Source organism: Pseudomonas sp. PHC1 (genome assembly GCF_046487845.1).
Classification (GTDB): Bacteria; Pseudomonadota; Gammaproteobacteria; order Pseudomonadales; family Pseudomonadaceae; genus Aquipseudomonas; species Aquipseudomonas sputi.
This window is the reverse complement of record NZ_JBJXHJ010000009.1, coordinates 16,063-39,785: the sequence shown is the minus strand read 5'-3', so window position 1 is coordinate 39,785 and position 23,723 is coordinate 16,063. Positions and strand designations below refer to the sequence as shown.

Sequence of the window (23,723 nt, the reverse complement as noted above, 5' to 3'; positions counted from 1 at the left end):
ACTATTTCTATTAACTGTAAGTAAGACGTTGAGCCTTCCGAAAACCGGAAAGGCTCAACGCATTTTTTTACAAAATTTTCACAATCAGGCGGGTAGCAGCTCGGTGACCACTTTGCCGGCGCTCATGCGCACCAGTTGGTCGGCGACGTCGAAGTAACGGTCGTCGTGGGAAATGACGATGATGGTCTTGCCCAGACGCTTCAGGTCCGGCAGCAGTTCGGTGTAGAAAATCCGCCGGAACGTCGGGTCCTGGTCGGCGGCCCATTCGTCGAACACCAGCACCGGGCGCTCTTCCAGCCACGCGTTGATCAACGCCAGACGCTTGCGCTGGCCGGTCGACAGATCGGTGGTGGTGAATGAGCCGTCGCGCACGCTGACCTTGTGCGCAATCTCCAGGCGCTCGAGGTATTTGTTGGCGTCTTGCGGAATATGCGTATCGCCCTGCACCACGTCGTCGAACAGGTAATAGTCGGCGAAGATCGTGGTGAACAACTGGCGATAGTCGTCGCGGGTGAGGGCGGTCACCACTTGATCGTTGAGGCGGATCTCACCCTGCTGCGGCGCATACAGGCCCAGCAGCAACTTGATCAGGGTGGTCTTGCCGCAGCCGTTTTCACCGACGATGAAGATGATGTCGCCCTGATCGATCTTCAGGTTCACCGGCCCCAGGCGGAACGGCGCAGCGCCGTCCACGGCCGGGAAGCTGTACGAGACGTCGGTCAGTTCCAGGCTGTGCACCGGGGTTTTCTGGTTGCCCTGATCACTGAGCAGCAAGTGCGGTTCAGGCGACGAAAACTGCTCGGACAACTCAGCGATCCGCCGGAACGCGATCTGCGCACGACCCACGATCGGCAAAGCCGCCATGACATGTTCCAGTGGGCCCTTCATGTACAGCAGCACCAGCACGAAGCCGCTCATCACCGCTTTGTCGGCGCTTGGCCACAGCGATTGCAGGGCCAGCGCCAGGCCGATCACCACAAAGAACAACATCGAGCCGAGGGTCTTGGCGACCACGTAAATGTTCACCGAGCGCACCTGGGTCTCGCAGATCTGGTCGGCGGTGGTCTGAATGCCCGAAACGAACATGCGATTGCGACGCGGGCGGTGGATGCGCAGCTCCTTGGCGCCTTCGGCAATCGCGTTGTAGTGCTTCTGCAGGTCGTCTTCATGGTCGCGGGCCTTCATGAAACCCTGCATGCCACGGCCCTGGGCAATGTACTGGATGATCGTGCCGATCAGCACCGCCACCGCCATCATCAGGAACATCGGCCACGACAGCATCGCCAGATAACCCATGCAGCCGAGGGTGACGGTCATGGAAATCGCCAGCGGCGAAAACGAGAAGGCGAAATCGCTGATGGTGTCGACGTCGTGGGTCAGCACCGGGATCAACCGATGACTGCGATAGCGTTCGATCTGCTCGATGGGCGCCGACAGCACTTTTTCGCCCAGCTCTTTGCGCAGTCTGGCGATGATGTGCTGGCCGACGAAGTTGGTGCCGATGTCGGAGAAGATCGAACTGGCCAGGGCCAGCAGGCACAGGCCGGCGAACACCGCGACCACGGTGCTGGTCAGGCCGGCTTCGGAGTGCAGCGCGTTGTTGATCGTCGCCAGCAGCGCCGTGACGCTCAGGCCGCCGACCATGCCGAGCAGGATCGAACCGACAACGATCAGCCGAAAGGGTTTGAGCAGGGCGAACAATTCATTGATCACCCCGCGTGTTGGTTTGCTCATGGAGGTTCCCTGCGTGAAAGAGCGGCGAGGTCCGGGATGGGCTGCGGGCTTCGCCTGGGTGACGTAGAGGGCAGTGGCGCGTCGCAATGGAGCGCGCCATCTGTAGAACGACTGGCGGGAGGGTTAATTTAGCGTGGCGGCGGGGGCGTTACAGATCCCGCGCGACCCGGAAACCGATCCAGTCGCCGCGCTCGGTCGGCACCAGCGCATTGCGGTTGCCGGAGCGAGAGAACACCGGTGCCTCGCCCCAGTCGTTGCCGCGAATGCGCTTGAACTGGCACTTGCCGGTCTGCCACGCACTGCCGTCGCTCGGCGCGCCTTCGTAGTTATCGTTGTAGCAATCGGCGGTCCATTCGTAGACGTTGCCGTGCATGTCGTACACACCGAAGGCGTTGGGAGGGAAGCTGCCGGCCGGCGCGGTGAAATTGTAGCCGTCGGCTGCGCCGTAGGTATTGGCGTGCTTGGCGATGCTGTATTCCTTGCCTTCATCGAACGGGAAAGGGAACGGCCCGCTGGTGCCGCCTCGGGCGGCGTATTCGCGCAGGGACTCACTGACCAGCCGGTATGACTTGCCGGTTTTCTTCGACAGCCACGCCACATAGGCGTTGGCCTCGGCGAAGTCCATGCACACCGCCGGGTGCCTGTCGGTGTACTGCTTGCGCGGGTCGCTGCCGGCGTAATCCGGGATCCCGGCCTTGCATGCGCGGCCCGGGCGGTCATCGCCGTCGGGCATTTGGTAGCCGGTGTCCTTGAGGTAGGCGAACCATTCGCCCTTGAGTACCTGGAAGCGGCTGATCGCCAGCGGCCTGGCGAATGTCACCGGGTGCATCGGGCCTTCGTCGGGCTCACGGCCGACTTCGTCTTCCGGGGTGCCCATGGTGAACGTGCCGGTGGGCAGCACGACCATTTCCGGGCAGTCCTTGCAGTCCTTGAACACCTTGCCCGGTGCCGGCGGAGTGGCGGCCTGTGCAGCATTCGGCAGCAGGCTGGCGGCGAGGGCGGCGAACATCAGCGCCGGCAGGGTTTTCAGGGCAGAGCGAGGCAGTTCACTGTTCATTTCGAATCTCGTCAAAAGGAAAAAGGTTCGGCTCACAGCACCTGATCCAGCACCGCCAGCAGGCGGTCGATCTGGGCTTCGTCGTTGAGCAGGCCCGGCGCGGTACGGATCACCGGCCCGACATCGCGCTCGACCGCGTCGGCCACGACCTTGTTGGTCATCAGGTGCGCCGCGATCGTGTCGCTGTTCTTGCCCCTGACCCGGAAGAAGGTGAAGCCGGCGGAAAATTCCGGGCTCAACGGCGTGACCAGCTCGATCTGCGGACGTTGCAGCAGGCGCGTTTTCAGGTAGGTATTGAGCTCATGAATGCGCGCCTGCACGTCGGCCTTGCCCAGTTGCAGGTGCAACTTGAATGCCTCGGTCAGCGCCCAGCGATGTTCGAAGGCGTGGTAGCCGCCCGGCGTCATGGTGGTGGAGAAGTGCTCGGCCTCGGAAAAGGTCGGGATGATCGGCGTGATGTATTTCACTTCCGGCGTGCGGCTGACCACGATCCCGGTGCCGCGCGGTCCGAACATCCACTTGTGGGTGCCGGCGATGAAGAAGTCGCAGTTCATGGCCGGGAAGCTCAGGTCCTCCACGCCGAAACCATGCACCCCGTCGACGACATACACGATGCGATCAGCTTCGCTGCGCCCTCGGTTGTGTTTGTCGACCAGCGCACCGATGTCGGCGAGGGGCAGTTTCACGCCGCTGCCCGAATGCACCCAGCACATGCCGAGCACGCGGGTCTGCGGGCGGATGCTGCGGTCGATGTTTGCCAGCAGCTCTTCCTTGCTGATCTGGTACGGATCCTTGAACAGGCGGATCTTGCGCACCTTGGTGCCGTCCCGCTGGGTGCGCAGTTCGAGGATGGTGTGGGTCGCGTAGTGTTCGTGTTCGGTGGTGAGGATTTCCTGATCGGGGCGCACCTGGACACCGCCGTAAATCATCGCCAGCCCTTCGGTGGTGCTGCCGGTGAGCGCAATCTGCCGGGCATCGGCCTGCACGTATTGGCCGGCCAGCACGCGCACGGCTTCCTCGCGTTTTTCGGTGACGCCGCGGTCCCAGTCCATCGCCAGCCCAGGGTTCTTGTCGAGGGCGGCGCGGTGCATTTCGATCGCCTCGCGCACCGGGCGCGGGTGGGTGGTGATCAGAAAGTTGGAGAAGTGCAGCCACGCCGGATCCTGATCGAACAGTTGCTGCAACTGCACCCATTTGTTACGTGGCGTCGGGGCGGCGGCGGTCGAAGCGCTGGCGAGGTTCGGCAGGCTGGCGCCCAGTGGCAATGCGGCGGCAAGAACTCCGGCCTGCTTGAGAAAGTCACGACGGTTGCTCATGGCTTGGCGGCTTCCCGGGCAGTGGCCAGTGCCGGTTTGGCGGATTTCTCGACCTGATCCCAGACCCGCAGGAAGTTGCCGCCCCAGAGCTTGGCGATGTCCGCTTCCGAGTAGCCGCGCGACAGCAGTTCAGCAGTCACGTTGCGGATCTCGCCGACATTTTCCCAGCCTTTGACGCCGCCGCCTTCGTTGAAGTCCGAGCTGATGCCGACGTGGTCGATGCCGATCTTGCGGACCGCGTAATCAATGGCGTCGCCCAGGTCTTTGAGGCTGGCTTTCGGCTCTTCTTCGAGGATCGCGTAGAGCTGGCCGGCATACTCGCCGAATTTCTGCTCCGACCAGGCCGCGATGATCGGATCGCCCGGCATCAGGGCCACGGCCAGGTTCGGCAGCGGCGGCAGGTCGAAGCGTTTACGCAGTTCGTTGAGCTTGTCCTGGGTGCCTTGGGTCAGGGGCCGCAGGTATTGCGAGAAGCCGACGATCTGCACCACGCCGCCGCTGTTCTTGATCAGCTGCATTTCCTTGTCGCTGAGGTTGCGCGGGATATCGACCATGGCCCGCGGCGCCGAGTGTGACGCCACCAGCGGGGTACGGCTCAGTTGCGCGACTTGCTCCAGGGCCTTGGTCGACATCTGCGACACGTCGATGATCACGCCCAGGTCGTTCAGGCGCTTGACCGCTTGCTTGCCCAGGTCCGAAAGGCCGTCGAGGGCGTCCGGCGAGTCATTGAAGAACGGCAGCGGGCGCGACGAGTCGGCCCAGTCGTTGTTGCCGATATAGCTGAAGCCGAACATGCGCATGCCGCGCGCGGCCCACAGGTCCAATTGGTTCAGGTCGTGACCCAGCGGATAGGCGTTGAGCATGCTGATGAAGATCGCGAACTTGCCTTCGCCGTGCAGGCGCCGGAAGTCGTTGGCGGTGTAGGCGATGCCGACCTGGTTGGGAAAGTCGCGGACCATCCCGGAAATGATCTTGTAGCGGATTTCCTGCTGGTTGCGCGCCTCGTCGACGAAGCCTGCGGTGGGCTTGTGCGGAGCGTTCGGGCCGTTCCAGATTTCCGGCCAGCCAAAGATCGTCAGTGCCGCACCGGACAGCCGCCCGCGATTGGCCTTGACCAGGTCGAACTGGTCGCTGCCGTCCCTGTCGACTTCGTGGCCGGTGGTGCCGAAGTTCTGGGTGATGGTGATGTGGCTGTCGAACGAAAGCATGTGCTCGTGCAGTTCTTCGGCCTGCTGCATGACTTTGACCGGGTAGCCGGGGTTGTCCCTGAACCCGATGTCCCAGACTGCGAAACCGGCGCCGGCGCTGAGCGCCAGGGCCAGTGGCAGGCCGATGAATAGAGCCTTTTTCGAACGTGGTTTTGTCATTGCCATCTCAGTCAGGTTCGCCGTCGAGGTGCAGGCACAGAGGCCTTTGCTATCTGGGAAGAACGAGCGGGCGCGGCAGAAAATTAGTCCGCCCCGGTGGCGCTTAAATTTGTTCGGCCAGCAAACGTTCTAGCTTGGATAAAGCCTGCTTCAGGGCTGAACACAGGTAGGGCAATGAGGATTTCTCGACGATGGTTCATGGCAGGCCTGGCGCTGACCGGCGCTGCCGTACCTGCAGCTTATTTCGGGCATCGCGAATGGACGAAGCCCGACCCGACGATCACCCCCGGTGAGGCGTCGTTCGATGTCGCCGACGTGGCCGGGCAGCGCCTGGCGAATGCGTTGCGCGGGGTCTGGAAGATCCGTTTCACGGGGCGTGACGCGGGCCTGGACGGCTTGCCGACCCAGGGCCTGGAAGTGTTCATCGACATCGGCCAGAAAGGCCGGGGCGTGTGCGGTTTTCTCGACACGCCGGAGCGTCTGCGCTCTGCCGACACCCCCCGTTACCGGATTCTCGGCGATCTGGCCGGGGCCGAGGCATCCACACTCAGTTGGCGACTGCTGGGTGCCGGCGGCAGTGTGGACTACGAACTGAACATGATCCTCGATGAGGTCTGGGCCGATTTCGGCAATGCCGGCAGCGGCACCCTGAGCGGCACCGTGCAACGTCTCGATCGCTCGCTGTCCCTGCCAGCGCAGGATCACCGTTTCGTGGCGGTCAAATGCCTGTTCCCCGAAGCGCGACAGCGTACGCCGTTGAACCCGACGCTGCTGGCGTGGCTGGTGTCGCCCGAGCATCGGCTGTTCCACCAGGTCTGGCATGCGACGCGGGATAAATGGCACACCCTGTCCGAGGACAAGCGCAATGCCTTGCGCGGCCTCGGCTGGCAGCCCGGCCCACGCGACCTGGAACGTGATGCCCGCGGTCCGCGCAAGGATCGTAATGGTTCGGGTATCGACTTCTTCTTCATGCACCGACACATGCTCGGCACGGCGCGCTCGATGCAGGATCTGCCGTCGTGGAGGTTCTTCCCGTTGCCGCAGCCGGAGCTGGTGCGCGACCGTGTCGGGTTTGCCCGGTACTTCGATAACCACGACGGCACTTCGCTGCCGCCGACCTGGCTGGCCGAAGGTGATGATGAGTACGCGCAATGGGTCAGCGACATCAAGACCGCCGAGACCTACCAGAGCAACTTCGAAGTCTGGGAGTCGCAGTACCGCGATCCGCAATACCTGTCGAAGCTGACCCTCGGCCAGTTTGGCTCCGAAGTCGAACTGGGGCTGCACGACTGGCTGCACATGCGCTGGGCGTCGGTGCCGCGCGATCCGTCCAACGGTCAACCGGTGCCCCTGGCCCGGGATCTGGACGATTTCGCCGCACGCTGGTTTGCCCCGGAGAACGACTTCCTCGGCGATCCGTTTTCCTCCCATGTAAACCCGGTGTTCTGGGCGTTCCATGGCTGGATCGATGACCGTGTGGAGGACTGGTTCCGTGCTCACGAGCGTTTCCATCCGGGGCAGGTCACACGGCTTGAAGTCAATGGCGTGCAATGGTTTGCCCCGGGGCGCTGGGTTGAAGTGGCGGATCCGTGGCTGGGCCCCACCACTCATGGTTGCAGCACGGTGCCGGGCTTGCAGGTGGGCAAGTCGGTGGAGATGGACCCGGAAACCATGAAGCTCGCGCTGCGCATCACCTTTGGCGAGGACGAGAAGAAACTCGAAGGGTTGTTCCGGCGGGTGCCTGAGCGGCCGTGGTACGCGCGTAACCTGAAGGCCAGAAACAGCGCGGTCTGAGAACCGCGTTATCGTTCAAGCGTCGCAACGCCGCCCGAAGCCAGTCCGCTTCGGGCGGCATTCGCGGTGGCGCACGATTACAGCGCCTGCCACCCTCCACCCAGTGCCTTGTACAACCCGATACTTGCCTGCAATCGCAACAGGCGCAGTTGCACATTCAGATCCTGCGCCGCGTACAGCGTGCGCTGGGTTTCCAGTACCGTCAGCAAATCCTCGGCGCCGGCCTGATAGCGGCGCCGGGCGATATCGAACGCGGCCTGCGCCTGATTCAATTCTTCACTTTGCCATTGCCGCTGTTCGTCGAGCCCGCGAATCCCGTTCAAGGCTTTTTCGACGTCGGCGAAACCGTTGATGATCGCCCCGCGATAGGTTTCCAGCAGTTCTTTCTGGCGAGCCGTGGCCTTGTCGCGTTCGGCGCTCAGGCGACCATTGTTGAAGATCGGTGCAACCAGTCCGGCGGTGAGGTTGTAGAAAGGGCTGCGAATCATGTCATCGAACTGGTTGGCCCCGGAGCCCAGTTGGGCGGTAAGGGTCACGGTCGGCAGCATGGCGGCGCGGGCGACTGTGACATCGGCCTCGGCCGCCGCCAGTTGCGCTTCGGCGCGGGCAATGTCCGGGCGACGACTGAGCAGATCGCTGGGCACGCCGGCATCGATGGTCGGCCATTGCAGGCGGTCGAACGGTTCCGCGCCGGTTTGCAGCTCCTGCACCGGCCGGCCGAGCAGGGCGGCGAGGCTGATCAGGGCATCCCGGGCCTGTTGTTGCACCTGTGGCAGTTGCCGTTGTTGCGCAGCCACCAGACTTTTCTGCTGGGCCAGCTCCAAAGCGGTGGCCGAGCCTGAGTCGTAGCGGGTCTGCACCAGTTTCAGCACGTTTTGTGCGTTGGCCAGGTTCAGTTCGGCGATGCGACTTTGCTCACGCAGCGACAAGGCTTGCGCATAGGTGTTGGCCACGCCGCTGAGCAAGGTCAGTTCCACGGTCGCCCGGTCGAACTCGCTGGCTTGCAGGGCAAACTGCGCGCTGTCGCGTGAGGCGCGTTTGCCGCCCCAGAAGTCGATTTCGTAGGACGCGCTCAGGTTGGCATCGAAATAATCCACCGCCTTGTTGCTGCTGTCCGCGTCGAGCTGGGAGTAGCCATTGCCGCGCAGCAGTTTCTGCCGATTGGCGTTGGCCCCGGCCTTGATTTCCGGCAACTGCGAGCCGCCGGCAATCACCGTGCCGGCCTGGGCCTGGCGCACTCGGGCAACGGCGGCCGCGAGGTCGAAGCTGCCGAGGCGGGCCTGTTCGATCAGGCGGTCGAGCTCGGGGCTGCCGAACTGCTTCCACCATTGCGGATCGACGCGGGCAACGCTGGCGTCGTGAGGCGACTGCCAGGTGGCGGGCGGTTGCAGGCCGCTGTCGGGGCGCTGGACGGGACTGCCGCAGGCGCTGAGCATCAGGCACACGGTCAACAGGCTGAGGCACGATTTCATAGATCGATCATTCACTGGTAAGGGCCGTCACCGGGTCGAGCCGGGCGGCTTTGCGGGCCGGCATGAAGCCGAAGACAACACCGGTCACGAGGGCGCAGCCGAAGGCGCCGAACACCGCCATCAAGGAAAACGCCACGGCGACTTCGCTGAGGATCAGCACGCCGCCGACGATCAGCGCCAGGGCGATGCCGGCAATCCCGCCGACCACCGAGAGCATCACCGCTTCGGTCAGAAACTGGCGCAGGATGTCGCGCTGACGGGCACCAGTGGCCATGCGGATGCCGATCTCGCGGGTGCGTTCGCGCACGGTCATCAGCATGATGTTCATCACCCCGATGCCGCCTACCAGCAGCGAAATCGCGGCAATCGAGCCGAGCATCAGCGACAGGGTGTTTTGCGTGCGGGCTTCAGCCTGGATCATCGCGGCGTTGTTGGTCAGCTCGAAATCCTTCTTGCCGTTGTGCAGGCGCAGCATCAGTTGTTCGATGGCGTGTTCGGCTTCCTTGACCTTGCGCGCATCGGCGGCGGCGATCGCCACGTATTCCGGATTGCGTGTGCCGAACAGGCGGACGCTGGCGGCGGAGTAGGGCACGGCGATCCGGTTGTCGCTGTCGGAGTCGCCGGAGCTGGCGCCTTTTTCCGCCAGTACGCCTACGACCTGGAACGGCACGTTCTCGATCAGGATGTATTGGCCGATGGGGTTGGCGACGTCCTTGAGCAATTTGGTGCGGACTTTGTGACCGATCACGGCGACCGCTGCGGCATTGCGTTCATCGGCCTCGGTGAAGTAACTGCCCTGCACCACGGGCCAGTTGAGGATCGCCGGGAAGTGGGTGTCGTTGCCGCCGACGTAACTCAGGTAGTCGGCATTGCCGAAACGTACCCCGGCCTCGGCGCCGTTGACCGGCATGATCCGCATGACCTGCGGCAGGCTCGCCAGCGCCGCCACGTCATCGAGGGTGACGATGCCTTGCGGTGTGCGCGGGTTGGGTGACGAGCCGCTGAGGTAAATGATGTTCGAACCGAAGGCGCCCATTTGCGCCATGACCTGGCGCTTGCTGCCTTCGCCGACGGCGAGCATGACCACCACCGACGCCACGCCGATGATGATCCCCAGCAAGGTCAGGGCGGTGCGGAAGCGGTTGATCCACATCACCCGCCAGGCGGCATGCAGGGCGTCCACCAGCTCGCCTTTCCAGGCGCCGGAAGCTTGCGCGCCTTCGCTCAGGCGTTTGCGCAGATCCACCGCCTGCAAGGCGCCGGGGTTGGCGCTGGTCTGGACCTCGGGGTTGTGGCGGGCGCTGTCGCTGACGATCAGGCCGTCGCTGATTTCGATGATGCGTTTGGCCCGTGCGGCCACTTCGCGGTCGTGGGTGATCAGGATGACCACATGGCCCTGGCTTGCCAGTTCGTCGAGCAGCGCCATGACCTCTTTGCCGCTGTGACTGTCGAGGGCGCCGGTGGGTTCGTCGGCGAGAATGATGTGCCCGCCGTTCATCAATGCCCGGGCAATCGACACCCGTTGTTGCTGGCCGCCGGAGAGCTGATGCGGACGGTTGCGGGTGCGCGAGGCAAGGCCCAGGCGGTCGAGCAGGGCGGCGGCGCGGGCGTGGCGTTCGGCGGCAGGTGTGCCGGCGTAGATCGCCGGCATCTCGACGTTTTCCTGGGCCGAGCCGGACGGAATCAGGTGATAACCCTGGAACACGAAACCAAAGGCCTCGCGTCGTAGCCAGGCCAGTTCGTCGGTGTCCAGGCCGGCGACGTTTTCCCCGGCGAAACGGTATTCGCCGGAGGTCGGTCGGTCGAGGCAGCCGAGGATGTTCATCAGCGTCGATTTGCCGGAGCCGGAAGCGCCGACAATTGCCACGAATTCGCCGGCGTGAATCGACAGGTCGATGCCGCGCAGGACATGAACCTCGGGTGCGTCGCCGCCGCCGTAGGATTTGCGGATGTCCTGCAGGTCGATCAGAGGCGTTTGCATTTAACCTCCGCTGCCGGTGGCCGGGCCGATCACCAGGTGATCGCCCTCGTTGAGGCCTTCGATAATCTGCACTTTGAGGCGGTCGCTGATGCCGGTGCGCACTTCGCGGGTTTCGATCTTGCCGTTGGCGCCGATCACCTGCGCGGTCTGCAGGTTGTCGCTGGTGCTGCCCTGCAGTGCGGCCACCGGTGCGGTGAGCACATTTTGCGCCTGGTGGGCGACGAAAAAGACTTGCGTGGTCATCTCCGCCATCAGCGCGTTGTCGGCGTTGTCGACGTCCAGCAATACGGTGTACAGCACCACGCGGGCACTGCCGCTCTTGCTGGTACTGGCGGGGCTGCCGCCGCCCTGGCTGGTCTGGTCCAGTGGCTTGGGCGGCACGGGCAGGATCTGCCGTACGGTGCTGCTCCAGCGTCGGTTACCGCCGCTGAGTGTGGTGAAGTAGGCGGTCATGCCCGGTTTGACGTGGCCGATGTCGGCTTCGGAAACTTCCGCCCACACGGTCATCGGCGACAGCTTGGCGATCCGCAGGATCAGCGGTGTCTGCTGCTGGGCGTTGAGGGTCTGGCCTTCGCGGGCATCGAGAGCAACCACGGTGCCGGCCATCGGCGCATAAATGCGGGTGTAGCCGAGTTCGGCCTGATCGCTGCGCAGGCTGGCTTCGGCCTGACGGATCTGGGCCTGGAACATGTCGATGCGCGCCTGGGTGGCTTTCAGTTCGGCGCGGGCGGTCTGTACGTCTTCTTCGCGGGTCGCTCCGCCGGCCGCGAGATTCTGCTGGCGCCGGTATTTCTGTTGCGCGAGTTCGTGCTGGGCTTTCTGTTCCTGCAATTGGGCCTTGAGGTTTTCGATGGAAAAACGCCCGGCGTCGAGTTTGGCCTTTTGCGTGGACGGATCGATCTCCACCAGCAGTTGACCTTCCTTGACCACGTCACCGACTTCGACGTGGATTTTGCGGATCTGCCCCGACGCCTGGGCGCCGACGTCCACATAACGCCTTGGCTGCAGCGTGCCCAGCGCGGTGACGCTGCTTTCGATGTCGCCGCGGCTGACGGAGACGGTGGCGAATTGATCGCGACCGGGCGGCAGGACTTGCCACGCCGCAATGGCAAGGACGGGGATCAGGCAAAGAGCGATAAGCAGGGCGCGTCGGGCGGGGCGGGGACGTTTCATGCGGGGTTCCGGCCAGTGTGAATCGGCCCGTCATCCGCCGGGCACCGCAAGCGGGCACGACCGGATGCTGTCGCAGGGCACGACAGACACGGGAGGGCTGTTGGTTAAACGACAGAAGGGGCGGCGAATTTAAGCGCTGAAAAACGCGGTAACAGGTATAGGCGAGAACAATTTGTCGGGCAAACCGAAACAGTACTTTAAATCTATATGAGAATTACTATAAATTACGCACTGAATTTGCCACCATCGTGCCACTGCCTGTTCCGGCCGTCGCCGATCTGGCTCAAGGATCGAAACCGCACGCGGCGGCGGGGAGTCATGTTGGAAAACTACTATCGCGAGTTGGTGTGTTTCCTGAACGCCAGGCTCGGCAATCGTCAGGTGGCCGAAGACGTGGTGCATGACGCCTATCTGCGGGTGCTGGAACGGTCCAGCGAAACGCCGATCGAGCAACCCCGGGCATTTCTTTATCGCACGGCGCTGAACCTGGTGATCGATGATCATCGGCGCAATGCCCTGCGTCAGGCCGAGTCGCTGGAAGTGCTCGACAGCGAAGAGCGCTATTTCACCCCGTCCCCCCACAACACCTTCGATCACGGTCAACGACTGGAGATGCTCCAGCGTGCCCTGGCAGAACTTTCGCCGCTGTGCCGCGAAAGTTTTCTGTTGCGCAAGATCGAAGGCCTGTCGCACCCCGAAATCGCGCAGCACCTCGGGATTTCCAAGGCTCTGGTGGAAAAGCACATCGTCAACGCGATGAAGCATTGCCGCCTGCGCATCAAACAATGGGATGCCCATTGAGCCGTCGTCGTTAAATTTTTTTTCACTGTCCTCGTTCCTACTCAACAGACGATCTGCTGTCCTGCTCAAGGCCGGTCAGGTCACTCAGGCTTTTCGTCCAGAGGACACTGGAAATGACACAGGCAATTGCATCGCCCATCATCCACGACTTGATCGGCGTCGGTTTCGGCCCTTCGAACCTGGCGCTGGCCATCGCTCTGCAAGAGCGCGGCCCGACCCAGGGGGAACTGGATGTTCTGTTTCTCGACAAACAACCCAACTACAGCTGGCACGGCAACACCCTGTCGACCCAGAGCGAGTTGCAGATTTCCTTTCTCAAGGATCTGGTCACCTTGCGCAATCCGACCAGCCCGTACTCGTTCGTCAACTACCTCAAGCACCACGGCCGTCTGGTGGACTTCATCAACCTCGGCACCTTCTATCCATGCCGCATGGAGTACAACGACTACCTGCGCTGGGTGGCCGCGCAGTTCACCGAACAGAGCCGCTATGGCGAGGAAGTGCTGACCATCGAGCCGGTGCTGCACAACCATCAGGTCGAAGCCTTGCGGGTGATTTCCCGTGATACCGAAGGCCAGCAGTTTGTGCGCACCGCGCGCTCGGTGGTGGTCAGCGCCGGCGGCACGCCGCGCATTCCCGAAGCGTTCAAGGCGCTGAAGGGCGACGGTCGGGTGTTCCATCACTCGCAGTACCTGGCGCAAATGGCCAAACAGCCGTGCATCAACAACCAGCCGATGAGCATCGCGATCATCGGCGGCGGACAGAGCGCGGCGGAAGCCTTCATCGACCTGAACGATTCGTTCCCGTCGGTGCAGGTCGACATGATCCTGCGCGGCTCGGCGCTGAAGCCGGCGGACGACAGCCCGTTCGTCAACGAAGTGTTCTCGCCCGAGTTCACTGACCTGATCTTCCAGCAGGACAGCAGCGAGCGTGAGCGTCTGGTCAACGAGTACCACAACACCAACTATTCGGTGGTCGACATCGATCTGATCGAGCGCATCTACGGCATCTTCTATCGCCAGAAGGTTTCCGGTGTTGCCCGCCATGCGTTCCGCACCCTGACCGCGGTCGAGAAAGCCGCCGCCACCGAGCAGGGTATCGAGCTGACCGTGCGCAACAACGCCACCGGCGAAGTCACCGTGCGTGCCTACGACGCGGTCGTGCTGGCTACCGGTTACGAGCGCCAGATGCACCGCAAACTGCTGGCGCCGCTGGAAGAGTACCTGGGCGACTTCGAGGTCGACCGCAATTACCGGTTGATCACCGACGAGCGCTGCAAGGCCGGTCTGTACATGCAGGGCTTCTGCCAGGCCAGCCACGGTCTGAGCGATACACTGCTGTCGATCCTGCCGATCCGCGCGGATGAGATTGCCGGCTCGCTGTATGAGCATGGCAGGAACCGCGGACACAGCCGTTCGGTGATGGACTTGTTGCTGGCTACCGCCAGCTAAACCAGACCGTTGATCGTTCCCACGCCGGGGGACGCTCTGCGTCCCATTGGAACGCGGAGCGTCCCTTGAGGCGTTCCCACGCGGAGCGTAGGAACGATCTCGGGATCAATCCTGAACCCTTCCTGAACACCCGCCACATTCCCCGACATACGTCCTTTTGCAGGTTTACTCTCCAGACATCGGGGCGTAAGCTTCGCGCGTTTTCATCAATAGCGGAGACCCACAGTGGGTACTTGTTCGAGTGACAGTTGTCGGCCGGTCCTTGTAACCGGCGGATTCTCGGCAAGATAACGCGCATTCCTTTGTGCCGTTGTCTCGCCGAACAGCGAGCAGCGGCATCCCGATCATGACCGGTCCGGTCATGTCCCGACGTCCTTCTCATCGACACTGAAAAGCCTGTGAAGTCGACTTCATCGTCGTCATTGCAGCCCTATCGACACGCCTGTCTTTTATGACCGGCGCGCCACGCCTTGCCGTGCCGGTTTTCCGGTGCCCGGGGCGAGGACCTACCTGCTTGACGGTTTCCCGGCTGACCATAGGGGCAACAGCCATGAAACTTACGCTCAAGGAATTTTTCGCAGGCTTCCTGCGGACCCGCCACATCGCCCGGCACTTCCGTCGCCTGGCCTTGCTGGAAACCCTCAACGACACCACGGTCAGCCGTGAAGTGCCGCCCACCCTGGCCAATACACTGGTGGACGCCGCCCATTGCGACAGCGGCGTGCTGCTGTCGAACCTCGGCACCCACAGCGACGGTCTCACCGATTTCGAAGTCGATGTGTTGCGTGCGCAGCATGGCCTCAACGAAGTCGAACACGAGCAACCGCTGCCGTGGTGGACCCACCTGTGGCACTGCTACAAGAACCCGTTCAACCTGCTGCTGACCCTGCTGGCGGTGATCTCGTGGCTGACCGAGGACCTCAAGGCCGCCATCGTGATTTTCTCGATGGTGGTGCTCTCGACCCTGCTGCGCTTCTGGCAGGAAAGCAAATCCAACCAGGCCGCCGATGCGCTCAAGGCGATGGTCAGCAACACCGCCACCGTGCTGCGTCGGGATGCGCCGCGCGCTGAATTACCGATCAAGCAATTGGTGCCCGGCGATCTGATCGTACTCTCGGCCGGCGACATGATTCCTGCCGATTGCCGAGTGCTCAGTGCCAAGGACCTGTTCGTCAGCCAGGCCGCGATGACCGGCGAGTCGATGCCGGTGGAAAAATTCCCCCGTCAGGCCGATCGCGACACGCGCAATCCGCTGGAGCTCGACAACATCCTGTTCATGGGCACCAACGTGGTGTCCGGCACGGCGGTGGCGGTGATTCTTACCACCGGCAACAGCACCTATTTCGGTGCACTGGCACAGCGGGTCGGGGCGACTGATCGCGCGGTGACTTCGTTCCAGCAAGGCGTGAACAAAGTCAGCTGGCTATTGATCCGTTTCATGTTCGTCATGGCGCCGCTGGTGTTGTTCATCAACGGCTTCACCAAGGGCGACTGGACCGAAGCGCTGCTGTTCGCATTGTCGATTGCCGTGGGCCTGACCCCGGAAATGCTGCCGATGATCGTCACCTCGACGCTGGCCAAGGGGGCGGTGTTCCTGTCGCGCAAGAAAGTCATCGTCAAACGCCTCGACGCCATTCAGAACTTCGGCGCCATGGACGTGCTGTGCACCGACAAGACCGGCACTTTGACTCAGGACAGGATCTTCCTGGCACGCAACGTCGACGTCTGGGGCGAAGACTCCGATGACGTGCTGGAAATGGCCTACCTCAACAGCTACTACCAGACCGGCCTGAAAAACCTGCTCGACGTGGCGGTGCTGGAGCATGTGGAAATCCACCGTGAGCTGAAGGTCGGGACGGCGTTTCGCAAGGTCGACGAAATCCCGTTCGACTTCAACCGCCGGCGCATGTCGGTGGTGGTCGAAGGGCGCGGTCAGCCCCATCAACTGATCTGCAAAGGCGCGGTGGAAGAGGTGCTGGCGGTGTGCAGCCGGGTGCGTCACGGTGAGGTCGACGAAGCCTTGAGCGATGAATTGCTGGCGAAAATCCGCCAGGTCACAGCAGCATTCAACGCTGAAGGCTTGCGCGTGGTGGCGGTGGCGGCACGCTCGATGCCGCAAGGTCGTGACACTTATAGCCTGAGCGACGAGCAGGAACTGACGCTGATCGGTTACGTGGCGTTCCTCGATCCGCCGAAGGAAAGCACGGCCCCCGCGCTCAAGGCCCTGGCCGAGCATGGCGTGGCGGTGAAAGTGCTGACCGGCGACAACGAACTGGTGACCGCCAAGATCTGCCGCGAAGTGGGCCTGGCCCAGCAAGGCCTGCTGATGGGCAACGACATCGAGCGCATGAGCGACGCCGAACTGGCAGTGGCGGTAGAGACCACCAACGTGTTTGCCAAGCTGACGCCGTCGCACAAGGAGCGCATTGTGCGCATCCTCAAGGGCAACGGCCACGTGGTCGGGTTCATGGGCGACGGCATCAACGACGCACCGGCACTGCGCACCGCAGACATCGGGATTTCCGTGGACAGCGCGGTGGACATCGCCAAGGAAGCGGCCGACATCATCCTGCTGGAAAAGAGCCTGATGGTGCTGGAGGAGGGCGTGCTGGAAGGGCGCCGCACCTTCGCCAACATGCTCAAGTACATCAAGATGACCGCCAGCTCGAACTTCGGCAACGTGTTCTCGGTACTGGTCGCCAGTGCGTTCATTCCGTTCCTGCCGATGCTTCCGATGCACCTGCTGGTGCAGAACCTGCTCTATGACATTTCGCAGATCGCGATCCCGTTCGACAACGTCGATGACGAGATGCTGAAACAGCCGCAACGCTGGCAGCCAGGGGACGTCGGGCGCTTCATGCTGTTCTTCGGCCCGATCAGTTCGATCTTCGATATCACCACGTTCGCCTTGATGTGGTACGTGTTCGATGCCAACACCCCGGATCACCAGACCCTGTTCCAGTCCGGCTGGTTCGTGGTCGGGCTGCTGACCCAGACGCTGATCGTGCACATGATCCGCACGCCGAAGATTCCGTTCCTGCAAAGCCGCGCGGCCATGCCGTTGCTGGTGATGACCGCAATCATCATGGCCGTGGGCATCTTCCTGCCGATGGGACCGCTGGCGCACTACTTCAAATTGCAGGCACTGCCGTCGATGTACTTCGTGTTCCTGCCGATGATCCTGCTGGCGTACATGGCGCTGACTCAGGCCGTCAAAGGTTTCTACATCCGTCGGTTCGGCTGGCAGTAACAGGAAAGATTCCCCCCTTGTGGGAGCAAGGGGGGCGGTCTCAGGGAGTTCGACATGCAAGCAATCAACAATCTCAACCTCGGCTCATTGCTCGACACGCTGGTCAGCCTCGGGGCGGCCTTCACCCTCGGCGGCCTGATCGGCTTCGAACGTCAGTACCGGCAACGCACGGCGGGTTTGCGCACCAACGTGCTGGTGGCGGTCGGTGCGGCGATTTTCGTCGACATGGCCAACCGGCTCGGCGGCGCCGATGGCGCGGTGCGGGTGGTCGCGTATGTGGTCTCCGGCATCGGTTTTCTCGGTGCCGGGGTGATCATGCGCGAAGAGGGTAACGTACGCGGGCTCAACACCGCCGCCACGCTGTGGACCTCGGCAGCGGTCGGCGCCTGCGCCGGTGCCGACCTGCTGGCCGAAGCGGTGCTGGGCACCTTGTTCGTGCTCGCCGCCAATACCTTGCTGCGGCCGATCGTCAACAACATCAACCGTCAGCCGCTGGATGTGGTGTCGGCCGAAGTCACCAACATCGTTTACGTCATCGCCCGGCGCTCGCAGCAGAAAGCCGTGTTCGCCTTGCTTGAAGCCGAGCTGGAACGCAGCAACTATCCGGCCAGCGATGTCGATGTGCACGCGTTCGGTGCCGATGAAATCGAAATCGAAGCGACACTGGCGACCACTTCGGTGGACGGTGATGAATTGGATGCGCTGGTGGCACGAATCTCGACCTCGACGCTGGTAGTGCAGGCGTTCTGGAGTCCGAGCACCACGGAGTAACTTTTTCAATCCGGATGAGTGACAGTGCTTTTCGGAAAAGTCCTACAGAGTACATCCCCGATGCTTGGGTAGTCTTGCCGCCACTTGAAGTGACTACCCGGACTCTCACGTTGACCGACAAAACCCTGCGCATCCTGATCGCCGACCTGCAGCATTTTCACCGGATGAGGATCGAGCGCCTGTTCAATGGCCTCGATTACTACCGCATTGCACCGGCGCAAAACCTTGCCGAGCTGCTGACGCTGGTCGATTACGCCTGCCAGCCGTTCGATGTCCTGGTGGTCAACGCCGAGCTGGCGGCCGGGATCGCGGACCTGCGTGGCCTTCTGTTCGATCAATCACAAATCCGGTGGGCGCTGATCTACGGTGAGCCGGCGGATTGCTCATGTGTTCCAGGGCATCTTGGGCCAAGGATCATCACCAGCCCTGAAGCCTTGCCTTCCATGGGCACCATCAAACAGTTGATGGCCTCGGTCGAGTCGTCGCCGCAGCGTTCTTCGTCCGCCTGCTCGGCGATTCTCTGGGGCGATCGCGCGCTTTATCACAGAGCCGCAGATGGCGCACCTGTCAGATCTGACAGGTGATTCGCGGTACGTCCCGTGCAACAGTCGTTACGCAGCTACATATCGTCCCGTTCAGCGAGAGCGGTGGCGTCATTGTCATGTATTTGCACTTGGAGTGGCCATGAGTTCAGTACTGATAGCCGAAGACCATCCGGTGGTTGTCATTGCTATCCGAATTCTGCTGCAGGGGTTGGGCTACAAAGAGATTTACGAAGTGTCGAGTGGCGCCGGCGTCGTGCCGATGATCCGTGCACATCAACCCGATCTGGTTCTGCTCGACCTGGGGCTCGATAAAATGGGCGGTCTGCAAGTATTGGAGCATATCAAGGCGGTCGGACTGGTCTGCAAGACCGTGGTTTTTACCTCGGCGCCTGCGGAAACGTTCCTGAGACGCTGCCGGCATGCCGGTGCAATGGCATTTGTCGACAAGTCTGCCGATTTGAAACAACTGGAGAATGCCATCAAGGCCGTCCGTTCGGGCTACTGCTTTTTTCCTGCCTCGTCGGTGGACAGCGCAGGGCAACTCGATGGGCACAGTGATGAAGGCCGGCTGATTGAATCGCTGTCCGATCGCGAAATGGAAATCCTGAAGAAGCTGGCGCAAGGCATATCGAACAAGCAGATTGCCGCGGAGATGAACCGCAGCCACAAAACCATCAGTACCTACAAGACCCGTTTGATGCTCAAGCTCGGGATCAAATCGACAGTGATGTTGCGAGAGATTGCCCTTCGCCACCGTCTGCTCTGAAAGGATTCGCACGATGAGGACTTGGCGATTCATCCTCCTGCTGATGCTGTTGTTTGCAGGCGCAGTGCAGGCGGCGACAAGTGCGCAAAGGCTGGAAATCGTCTCGCGCACCCGGCTGGAAGGCGTGCAGATTCGCCTTGATGAGCAGGACAGACAGTGGCTGAGCGCGCACCCGGTATTGCGTATCGGTGCCTCCTGGCCGGATTACCCGCCCTTCGAGTTGACCCGCAAGCGCCATGAGCTGGAGGGGCTGACGGCCGATTACGCTGACGCGATTGCACAGATTCTGAACATCCGCGTTGAAGTCTGGTGCTACGCCGACCGGGGAAGCGCCATGGCCGCGCTCAAGGCCGGGGAAGTGGACCTGCTGGGGACGTCGAACAACTTCGAACTCGCCGACCCGGACTTGATGTTGTCCCGCGCCTACGCCGAGGATCAGCCGATGTGGGTAACCCGGCTCGAAGACTCGTTGCCGGGCGACCTGGTCGGCAAACGCATCGCCATGGTGGATGACTACCTGCCAGCCTCGACCATCGAAGCGGCATACCCGCAAGCCTCCCTGCAGCATTACCGCTCGATTTTCGATGCTCTCGGTGCCGTGGCGTTCGGTCGGGATGATCTGTACCTGGGCGACTTCATCAGCGCCAGCTATCTGATCAACACTCATTTTCACAACGACCTGCGACTGGCCGGTACTTCGGGCCTTGACGCCAACCCGTTCGGCTTTTCCCTGGCTCGCAGCAACACGCGTTTGAAGCGCCTCGTCGACAAAGCCCTGCTGGCGATTCCCATGGAACAGCGCCTGGCGATGGAGCTGCGCTGGAGTGCCGGTCGCGCTGACAGGGCGGCGCAGTCGCGGGTGAGCCTGAGTGACATCGAGCAACAGTGGCTGGATCAGCATCCGGTGGTGTGGGTCGGCGCTGTCGAGGATTTTGCGCCACTGACATTCTTCGACGCCGATGGCCACTTCAGTGGCTTGGCTGCCCAACTGCTCAACCTGATCAGTCAGCGCAGTGGCCTCACATTCCGGGTGGTGCGCGGTCAGTCTCTGGATCGTCAGGTTGAACAACTCAAGAGCGGGGAGCTGGATCTGTTGCCGGTGCTGACACCGAGTCGCGAGCGCGAAATGCAGATGCGGTTTACCCGGTCGTACGTCAACAGTCCCTTTGTTCTGATCACCGACTCGAAGGAGCAGGCGCCGCGCAGTCTGGACGAGATGACGGGCAAACGTCTGGCGCTCTATCGCGGCAATCCGCTGCGCGATTACCTGTTGGACCACGTGCCACAGATTCGCCTGATCGAGTTGTCCAGCCCGGCCGACGGCACGCAGGCGCTGCTTGCCGGGCAGGCCGATGCGACATTGAATTCGTTGCTGGTGGCGCGCTACCAGATTGACCGCCAGTACCGCGGTCGCTTGCGGATTGTCTCCACGCTGGGCGATCAGCCGGCCCGGGTTGCCATAGCCACAGCGCTCGATGCCCCCCAGTTGCATTCGATTCTGAACAAGGCACTGCTGAGCATTGCGCCACAGGAAATGGACGAGCTGGTTGCGCGCTGGAGTCATAACGTGGTGTTGCAGGACAGCTATTGGCAGCGTCATCGAGAGCAAATCCTGCGCGGGTTTGCCGTGGCCGCAGGGTTGCTGTTGCTGGCTCTGGTCTGGATAGGCTTTCAGCGCAGGCAGATCCGCCTGCGCCAGCAATGGCTGCGGCAGTTGCAGGAGGCCAAGGAGGCAGCCGATGACGCCAATCGTGCCAAGAGCACGTTCCTGGCGACCATGAGCCATGAAATCCGTACACCGATGAATGCCCTGATCGGCATGCTCGAACTGGCCCTCAAGCGTGCCGATGAAGGTGTGACCGATCGCCAGGCGATCGAAGTGGCGTCCAGCGCCGGGCAGCAGCTGCTGGCACTGATCGGCGATATTCTCGATATCGCACGCATCGAGGCGGGGCATTTGTCGCTGGTGCCCGAACGGGTCAATCTGCGTGAGGTGGTGGCGTCGGTGTGTCGGATCTTCGAAGGCCTGGCCCGGCAGAAGCCCTTATTGTGGAATGTAGAACTGGATGAGCGCAGCGACGTCGACGTGATGCTCGATCCCCTGCGTTTCAAGCAGATATTGTCGAATCTGCTGAGCAATGCGATCAAGTTCACCGACGACGGCGAGGTCAGCCTGCGCTTGCGAGTGTTCAGCGAGCAGGGCGGGCAGTTGGATGCGGGGGTGATCATTGAAGACAGTGGCCGGGGCATCAGTGCCGAGGATCAGCAGCGGTTGTTCAGCCCGTTTGTACAGGTCGGCGAACATCAGTCTGTAGTGCATGGCGGTTCTGGTCTGGGGCTGGTGATCAGCCGCAGCCTGTGCCGGATGATGGGGGGGGAGCTGTGGATGAGCAGCGAGCCGGGAAGGGGTACGCAGGTCATGCTGCGGCTGGAATTGCCTGTGCCGCAGCCGCTCGTGCAAGAGGTGGCGCCCGCGTCAGCGACGGCGACGGCGACGGTAAAGTCGCTGAACGTGCTGGTGGTGGATGACCATCCGGTAAATCGCCTGTTGCTGTGCCGACAGTTGAGTGAGCTCGGGCATTGCGCCATTGACTCTGCTGGCGGTGAAGAGGGGCTGGCGCTGTGGCGCGGGCAATCCTTCGATGCATTGATCACCGACTGCAACATGCCGGGGCTCAACGGTTATGCGCTGACAAGAGCAGTGCGTCAGGAAGAAGCCGCGACGGGCAGGGCGCCTTGTCTGATCCTCGGATTCACCGCCAATGCGCAGATGGAAGAAAAGCAGCGATGCCTGGCGGCCGGAATGGATGATTGCCTGTTCAAGCCGGTTCTGCTGCGCGAATTGAGCCAGGCGCTGATGGTCGCCACATCCGGGGGAACACAGGTCGAGAGTGTGGACGATCCGGCAGTGGCCGAGTTCGATCTGAGTGCGCTGTTACAACTGGCAGGCGCGGATAACCCGCTGATCGAGCAATTGCGTGAGGAGGTGCTGGGCAGCCTGCGCATTGACCTCGAGCGTCTGGACGAATCAGGTCGCAAAGGTGACCGCGCCGGTTTGCGTGATCTGGCGCACCACGTCACAGGCGGGGCGCACATGATCGGTGCCGAGCGGGTGGTCTCGGCATGTCGGGTACTCGAGCAGGCCTGCCGGACCGATGAGCCCGAAGCGGCATTGAAGGCCGCCATCGATTCGCTGCGCGTGGCCATGCACGACCTCGCGCAGCAGCTTCAGGCCTGATCGATCAGTCCCACTGTGGCGCAATGCCTTTGGGGCTGGTCAGGCGATGGCCGCGATCCAGTGTGGCGATCAGCGCCATGTCGGCGTCGCTCAGGGTCAGCGCCGTGGCGCCGAGGTTGCCTTGCAGGTTGGCGCGTTTGGTCGACGACGGAATCACCGCGTAACCCGACTGCATCGCCCATGCCAGGGTGACCTGCGCCGCGGTGGCTTGCAGGCGTTCGGCGATCTGCACGATCAGCGGATCCTTCAGCACTTCGCCGTAGGCCAGGGTCATGTACGACGTGATCTGAATGCCCTGACTCTGGGCGAACTCCACGACCCTACGGTTTTGCAGATACGGGTGCAGCTCGATCTGGTTGGTGGCGATGTTTTGCGCGCCGACCGCAGCAATCGCCTGGTTCATCAGGTCGATGGTGAAGTTGGACACGCCGATCTGTCGGGTCAGGCCCAGGCGTCTGGCTTCCAGCAGCGCGCCCATGAATGCTTCGACCGGTACCTGGTCTTCCGGCGACGGCCAGTGGATCAGCGTCAGGTCGAGGTAGTCGGTCTGCAGCTTTTGCAGGCTCTCCCTGAGGCTTTCGATCAGACGATCCTTGGCGAAGTTGGCGATCCAGATCTTGCTGGTGATGAACAGTTCATCGCGGGCGATGCCACTGGCGGCAATGGCCTCGCCTACGTCGGCTTCGTTTTCGTAGATCTGCGCGGTGTCGATGACCCGGTAACCGAGTTCAAGGGCAGTGCTCACCGAATCGATGACCACCTGGCCTTGCAAGCGAAACGTACCAAGACCGAAAGCGGGAACAGACATGCAGGACTCCAGGGTAGCAGTGGGAATGGGCAGGAGTATCCGCGTCTGATTCCTTGGGAAAAACCGCTGTCGGGGCAAAGTACTGTTGACTGAAAGTCACGAATCACGACAGTTGGATATTGTTCTATCAGTAGGACGATGAGGGCGGTTTTGGCTGACTAGTACTCAATACGTGGCGAATTTATGATCGACCCATGAT

General features: G+C 62.2%; 16 protein-coding genes. 8 read left to right on the top strand and 8 right to left on the bottom strand.

Annotated features, from left to right (window positions below; genetic code table 11):
• Positions 1-84 precede the first annotated feature (84 nt).
• From ACKJSM_RS14565 to pvdM, 4 genes are all read right to left on the bottom strand, one after another.
• Positions 85-1,734, bottom strand: a complete 1,650-nt coding sequence (locus tag ACKJSM_RS14565; RefSeq protein WP_236180424.1) for a cyclic peptide export ABC transporter — start codon at positions 1,732-1,734, stop codon at positions 85-87.
• Between the two features lie 148 nt (positions 1,735-1,882).
• Positions 1,883-2,791 (bottom strand): formylglycine-generating enzyme family protein, encoded by a 909-nt coding sequence (locus ACKJSM_RS14560; RefSeq protein ID WP_236180426.1) that lies wholly within the window; start codon positions 2,789-2,791, stop codon positions 1,883-1,885.
• A 32-nt stretch (positions 2,792-2,823) separates the two neighbouring features.
• Positions 2,824-4,107: an aminotransferase class V-fold PLP-dependent enzyme gene (locus ACKJSM_RS14555; RefSeq protein ID WP_410238063.1), complete on the bottom strand. Its 1,284-nt coding sequence runs from the start codon at positions 4,105-4,107 to the stop codon at positions 2,824-2,826.
• Entirely contained in the window at positions 4,104-5,474 is a 1,371-nt protein-coding gene (pvdM, locus tag ACKJSM_RS14550) for a pyoverdine-tailoring dipeptidase-like protein PvdM (RefSeq protein WP_410238061.1), read from the bottom strand. The genes ACKJSM_RS14555 and pvdM overlap by 4 nt, the downstream gene beginning before the upstream one ends.
• 174 nt (positions 5,475-5,648) lie before the next feature.
• On the opposite strand from pvdM, the gene ACKJSM_RS14545 reads away from it, so the two are divergent.
• Positions 5,649-7,268 carry a PvdJ/PvdD/PvdP-like protein gene (locus tag ACKJSM_RS14545; RefSeq protein ID WP_410238059.1) on the top strand — a complete coding sequence of 540 codons (1,620 nt, stop codon included), beginning with the start codon at positions 5,649-5,651 and terminating at the stop codon, positions 7,266-7,268.
• 77 nt (positions 7,269-7,345) lie between these two features.
• Here the strand turns inward: ACKJSM_RS14545 and ACKJSM_RS14540 are convergent, their stop codons facing one another.
• The 3 genes from ACKJSM_RS14540 to ACKJSM_RS14530 are packed head-to-tail and all read right to left on the bottom strand — an operon-like array spanning position 7,346 to position 11,894.
• The gene (locus ACKJSM_RS14540) at positions 7,346-8,740 is read right to left on the bottom strand and encodes an efflux transporter outer membrane subunit (protein ID WP_410238058.1); all 1,395 of its coding nucleotides are present in this window, start codon (positions 8,738-8,740) and stop codon (positions 7,346-7,348) included.
• Positions 8,741-8,747: 7 nt separating this feature from the next.
• Complete coding sequence (locus tag ACKJSM_RS14535; protein ID WP_410238056.1) at positions 8,748-10,721, bottom strand: MacB family efflux pump subunit; 1,974 nt, start codon at positions 10,719-10,721, stop codon at positions 8,748-8,750.
• Positions 10,722-11,894 (bottom strand): efflux RND transporter periplasmic adaptor subunit, encoded by a 1,173-nt coding sequence (locus ACKJSM_RS14530; RefSeq protein ID WP_236180438.1) that lies wholly within the window; start codon positions 11,892-11,894, stop codon positions 10,722-10,724.
• A gap of 318 nt (positions 11,895-12,212) precedes the next feature.
• Here ACKJSM_RS14530 and ACKJSM_RS14525 point away from each other — a divergent pair, with 318 nt between their 5' ends.
• The 7 genes from ACKJSM_RS14525 to ACKJSM_RS14495 all read left to right on the top strand — a co-directional run bounded on the left by ACKJSM_RS14525 (position 12,213) and on the right by ACKJSM_RS14495 (position 22,716).
• On the top strand, positions 12,213-12,695 hold the full coding sequence (locus ACKJSM_RS14525; RefSeq protein WP_410238054.1) for a sigma-70 family RNA polymerase sigma factor: 483 nt from the start codon (positions 12,213-12,215) through the stop codon (positions 12,693-12,695).
• A 113-nt stretch (positions 12,696-12,808) separates the two neighbouring features.
• Positions 12,809-14,146, top strand: a complete 1,338-nt coding sequence (locus ACKJSM_RS14520; protein ID WP_236180440.1) for a lysine N(6)-hydroxylase/L-ornithine N(5)-oxygenase family protein — start codon at positions 12,809-12,811, stop codon at positions 14,144-14,146.
• Between the two features lie 550 nt (positions 14,147-14,696).
• Entirely contained in the window at positions 14,697-17,396 is a 2,700-nt protein-coding gene (mgtA, locus tag ACKJSM_RS14515) for a magnesium-translocating P-type ATPase (RefSeq protein ID WP_236180442.1), read from the top strand.
• 54 nt (positions 17,397-17,450) lie between these two features.
• Complete coding sequence (locus ACKJSM_RS14510; RefSeq protein ID WP_410238052.1) at positions 17,451-18,167, top strand: MgtC/SapB family protein; 717 nt, start codon at positions 17,451-17,453, stop codon at positions 18,165-18,167.
• Between the two features lie 110 nt (positions 18,168-18,277).
• Positions 18,278-18,751: a chemotaxis protein CheY gene (locus ACKJSM_RS14505; RefSeq protein ID WP_410238051.1), complete on the top strand. Its 474-nt coding sequence runs from the start codon at positions 18,278-18,280 to the stop codon at positions 18,749-18,751.
• A gap of 100 nt (positions 18,752-18,851) precedes the next feature.
• Complete coding sequence (locus ACKJSM_RS14500; protein WP_410238049.1) at positions 18,852-19,478, top strand: response regulator; 627 nt, start codon at positions 18,852-18,854, stop codon at positions 19,476-19,478.
• Between the two features lie 13 nt (positions 19,479-19,491).
• Positions 19,492-22,716, top strand: coding sequence for an ATP-binding protein (locus tag ACKJSM_RS14495; RefSeq protein WP_410238047.1), 3,225 nt, complete (start codon positions 19,492-19,494; stop codon positions 22,714-22,716).
• Between the two features lie 4 nt (positions 22,717-22,720).
• On the opposite strand, the gene dkgB is transcribed toward ACKJSM_RS14495, so the two are convergent.
• On the bottom strand, positions 22,721-23,524 hold the full coding sequence (gene dkgB, locus ACKJSM_RS14490; RefSeq protein ID WP_410238046.1) for a 2,5-didehydrogluconate reductase DkgB: 804 nt from the start codon (positions 23,522-23,524) through the stop codon (positions 22,721-22,723).
• Between the last annotated feature and the right edge of the window lie 199 nt (positions 23,525-23,723).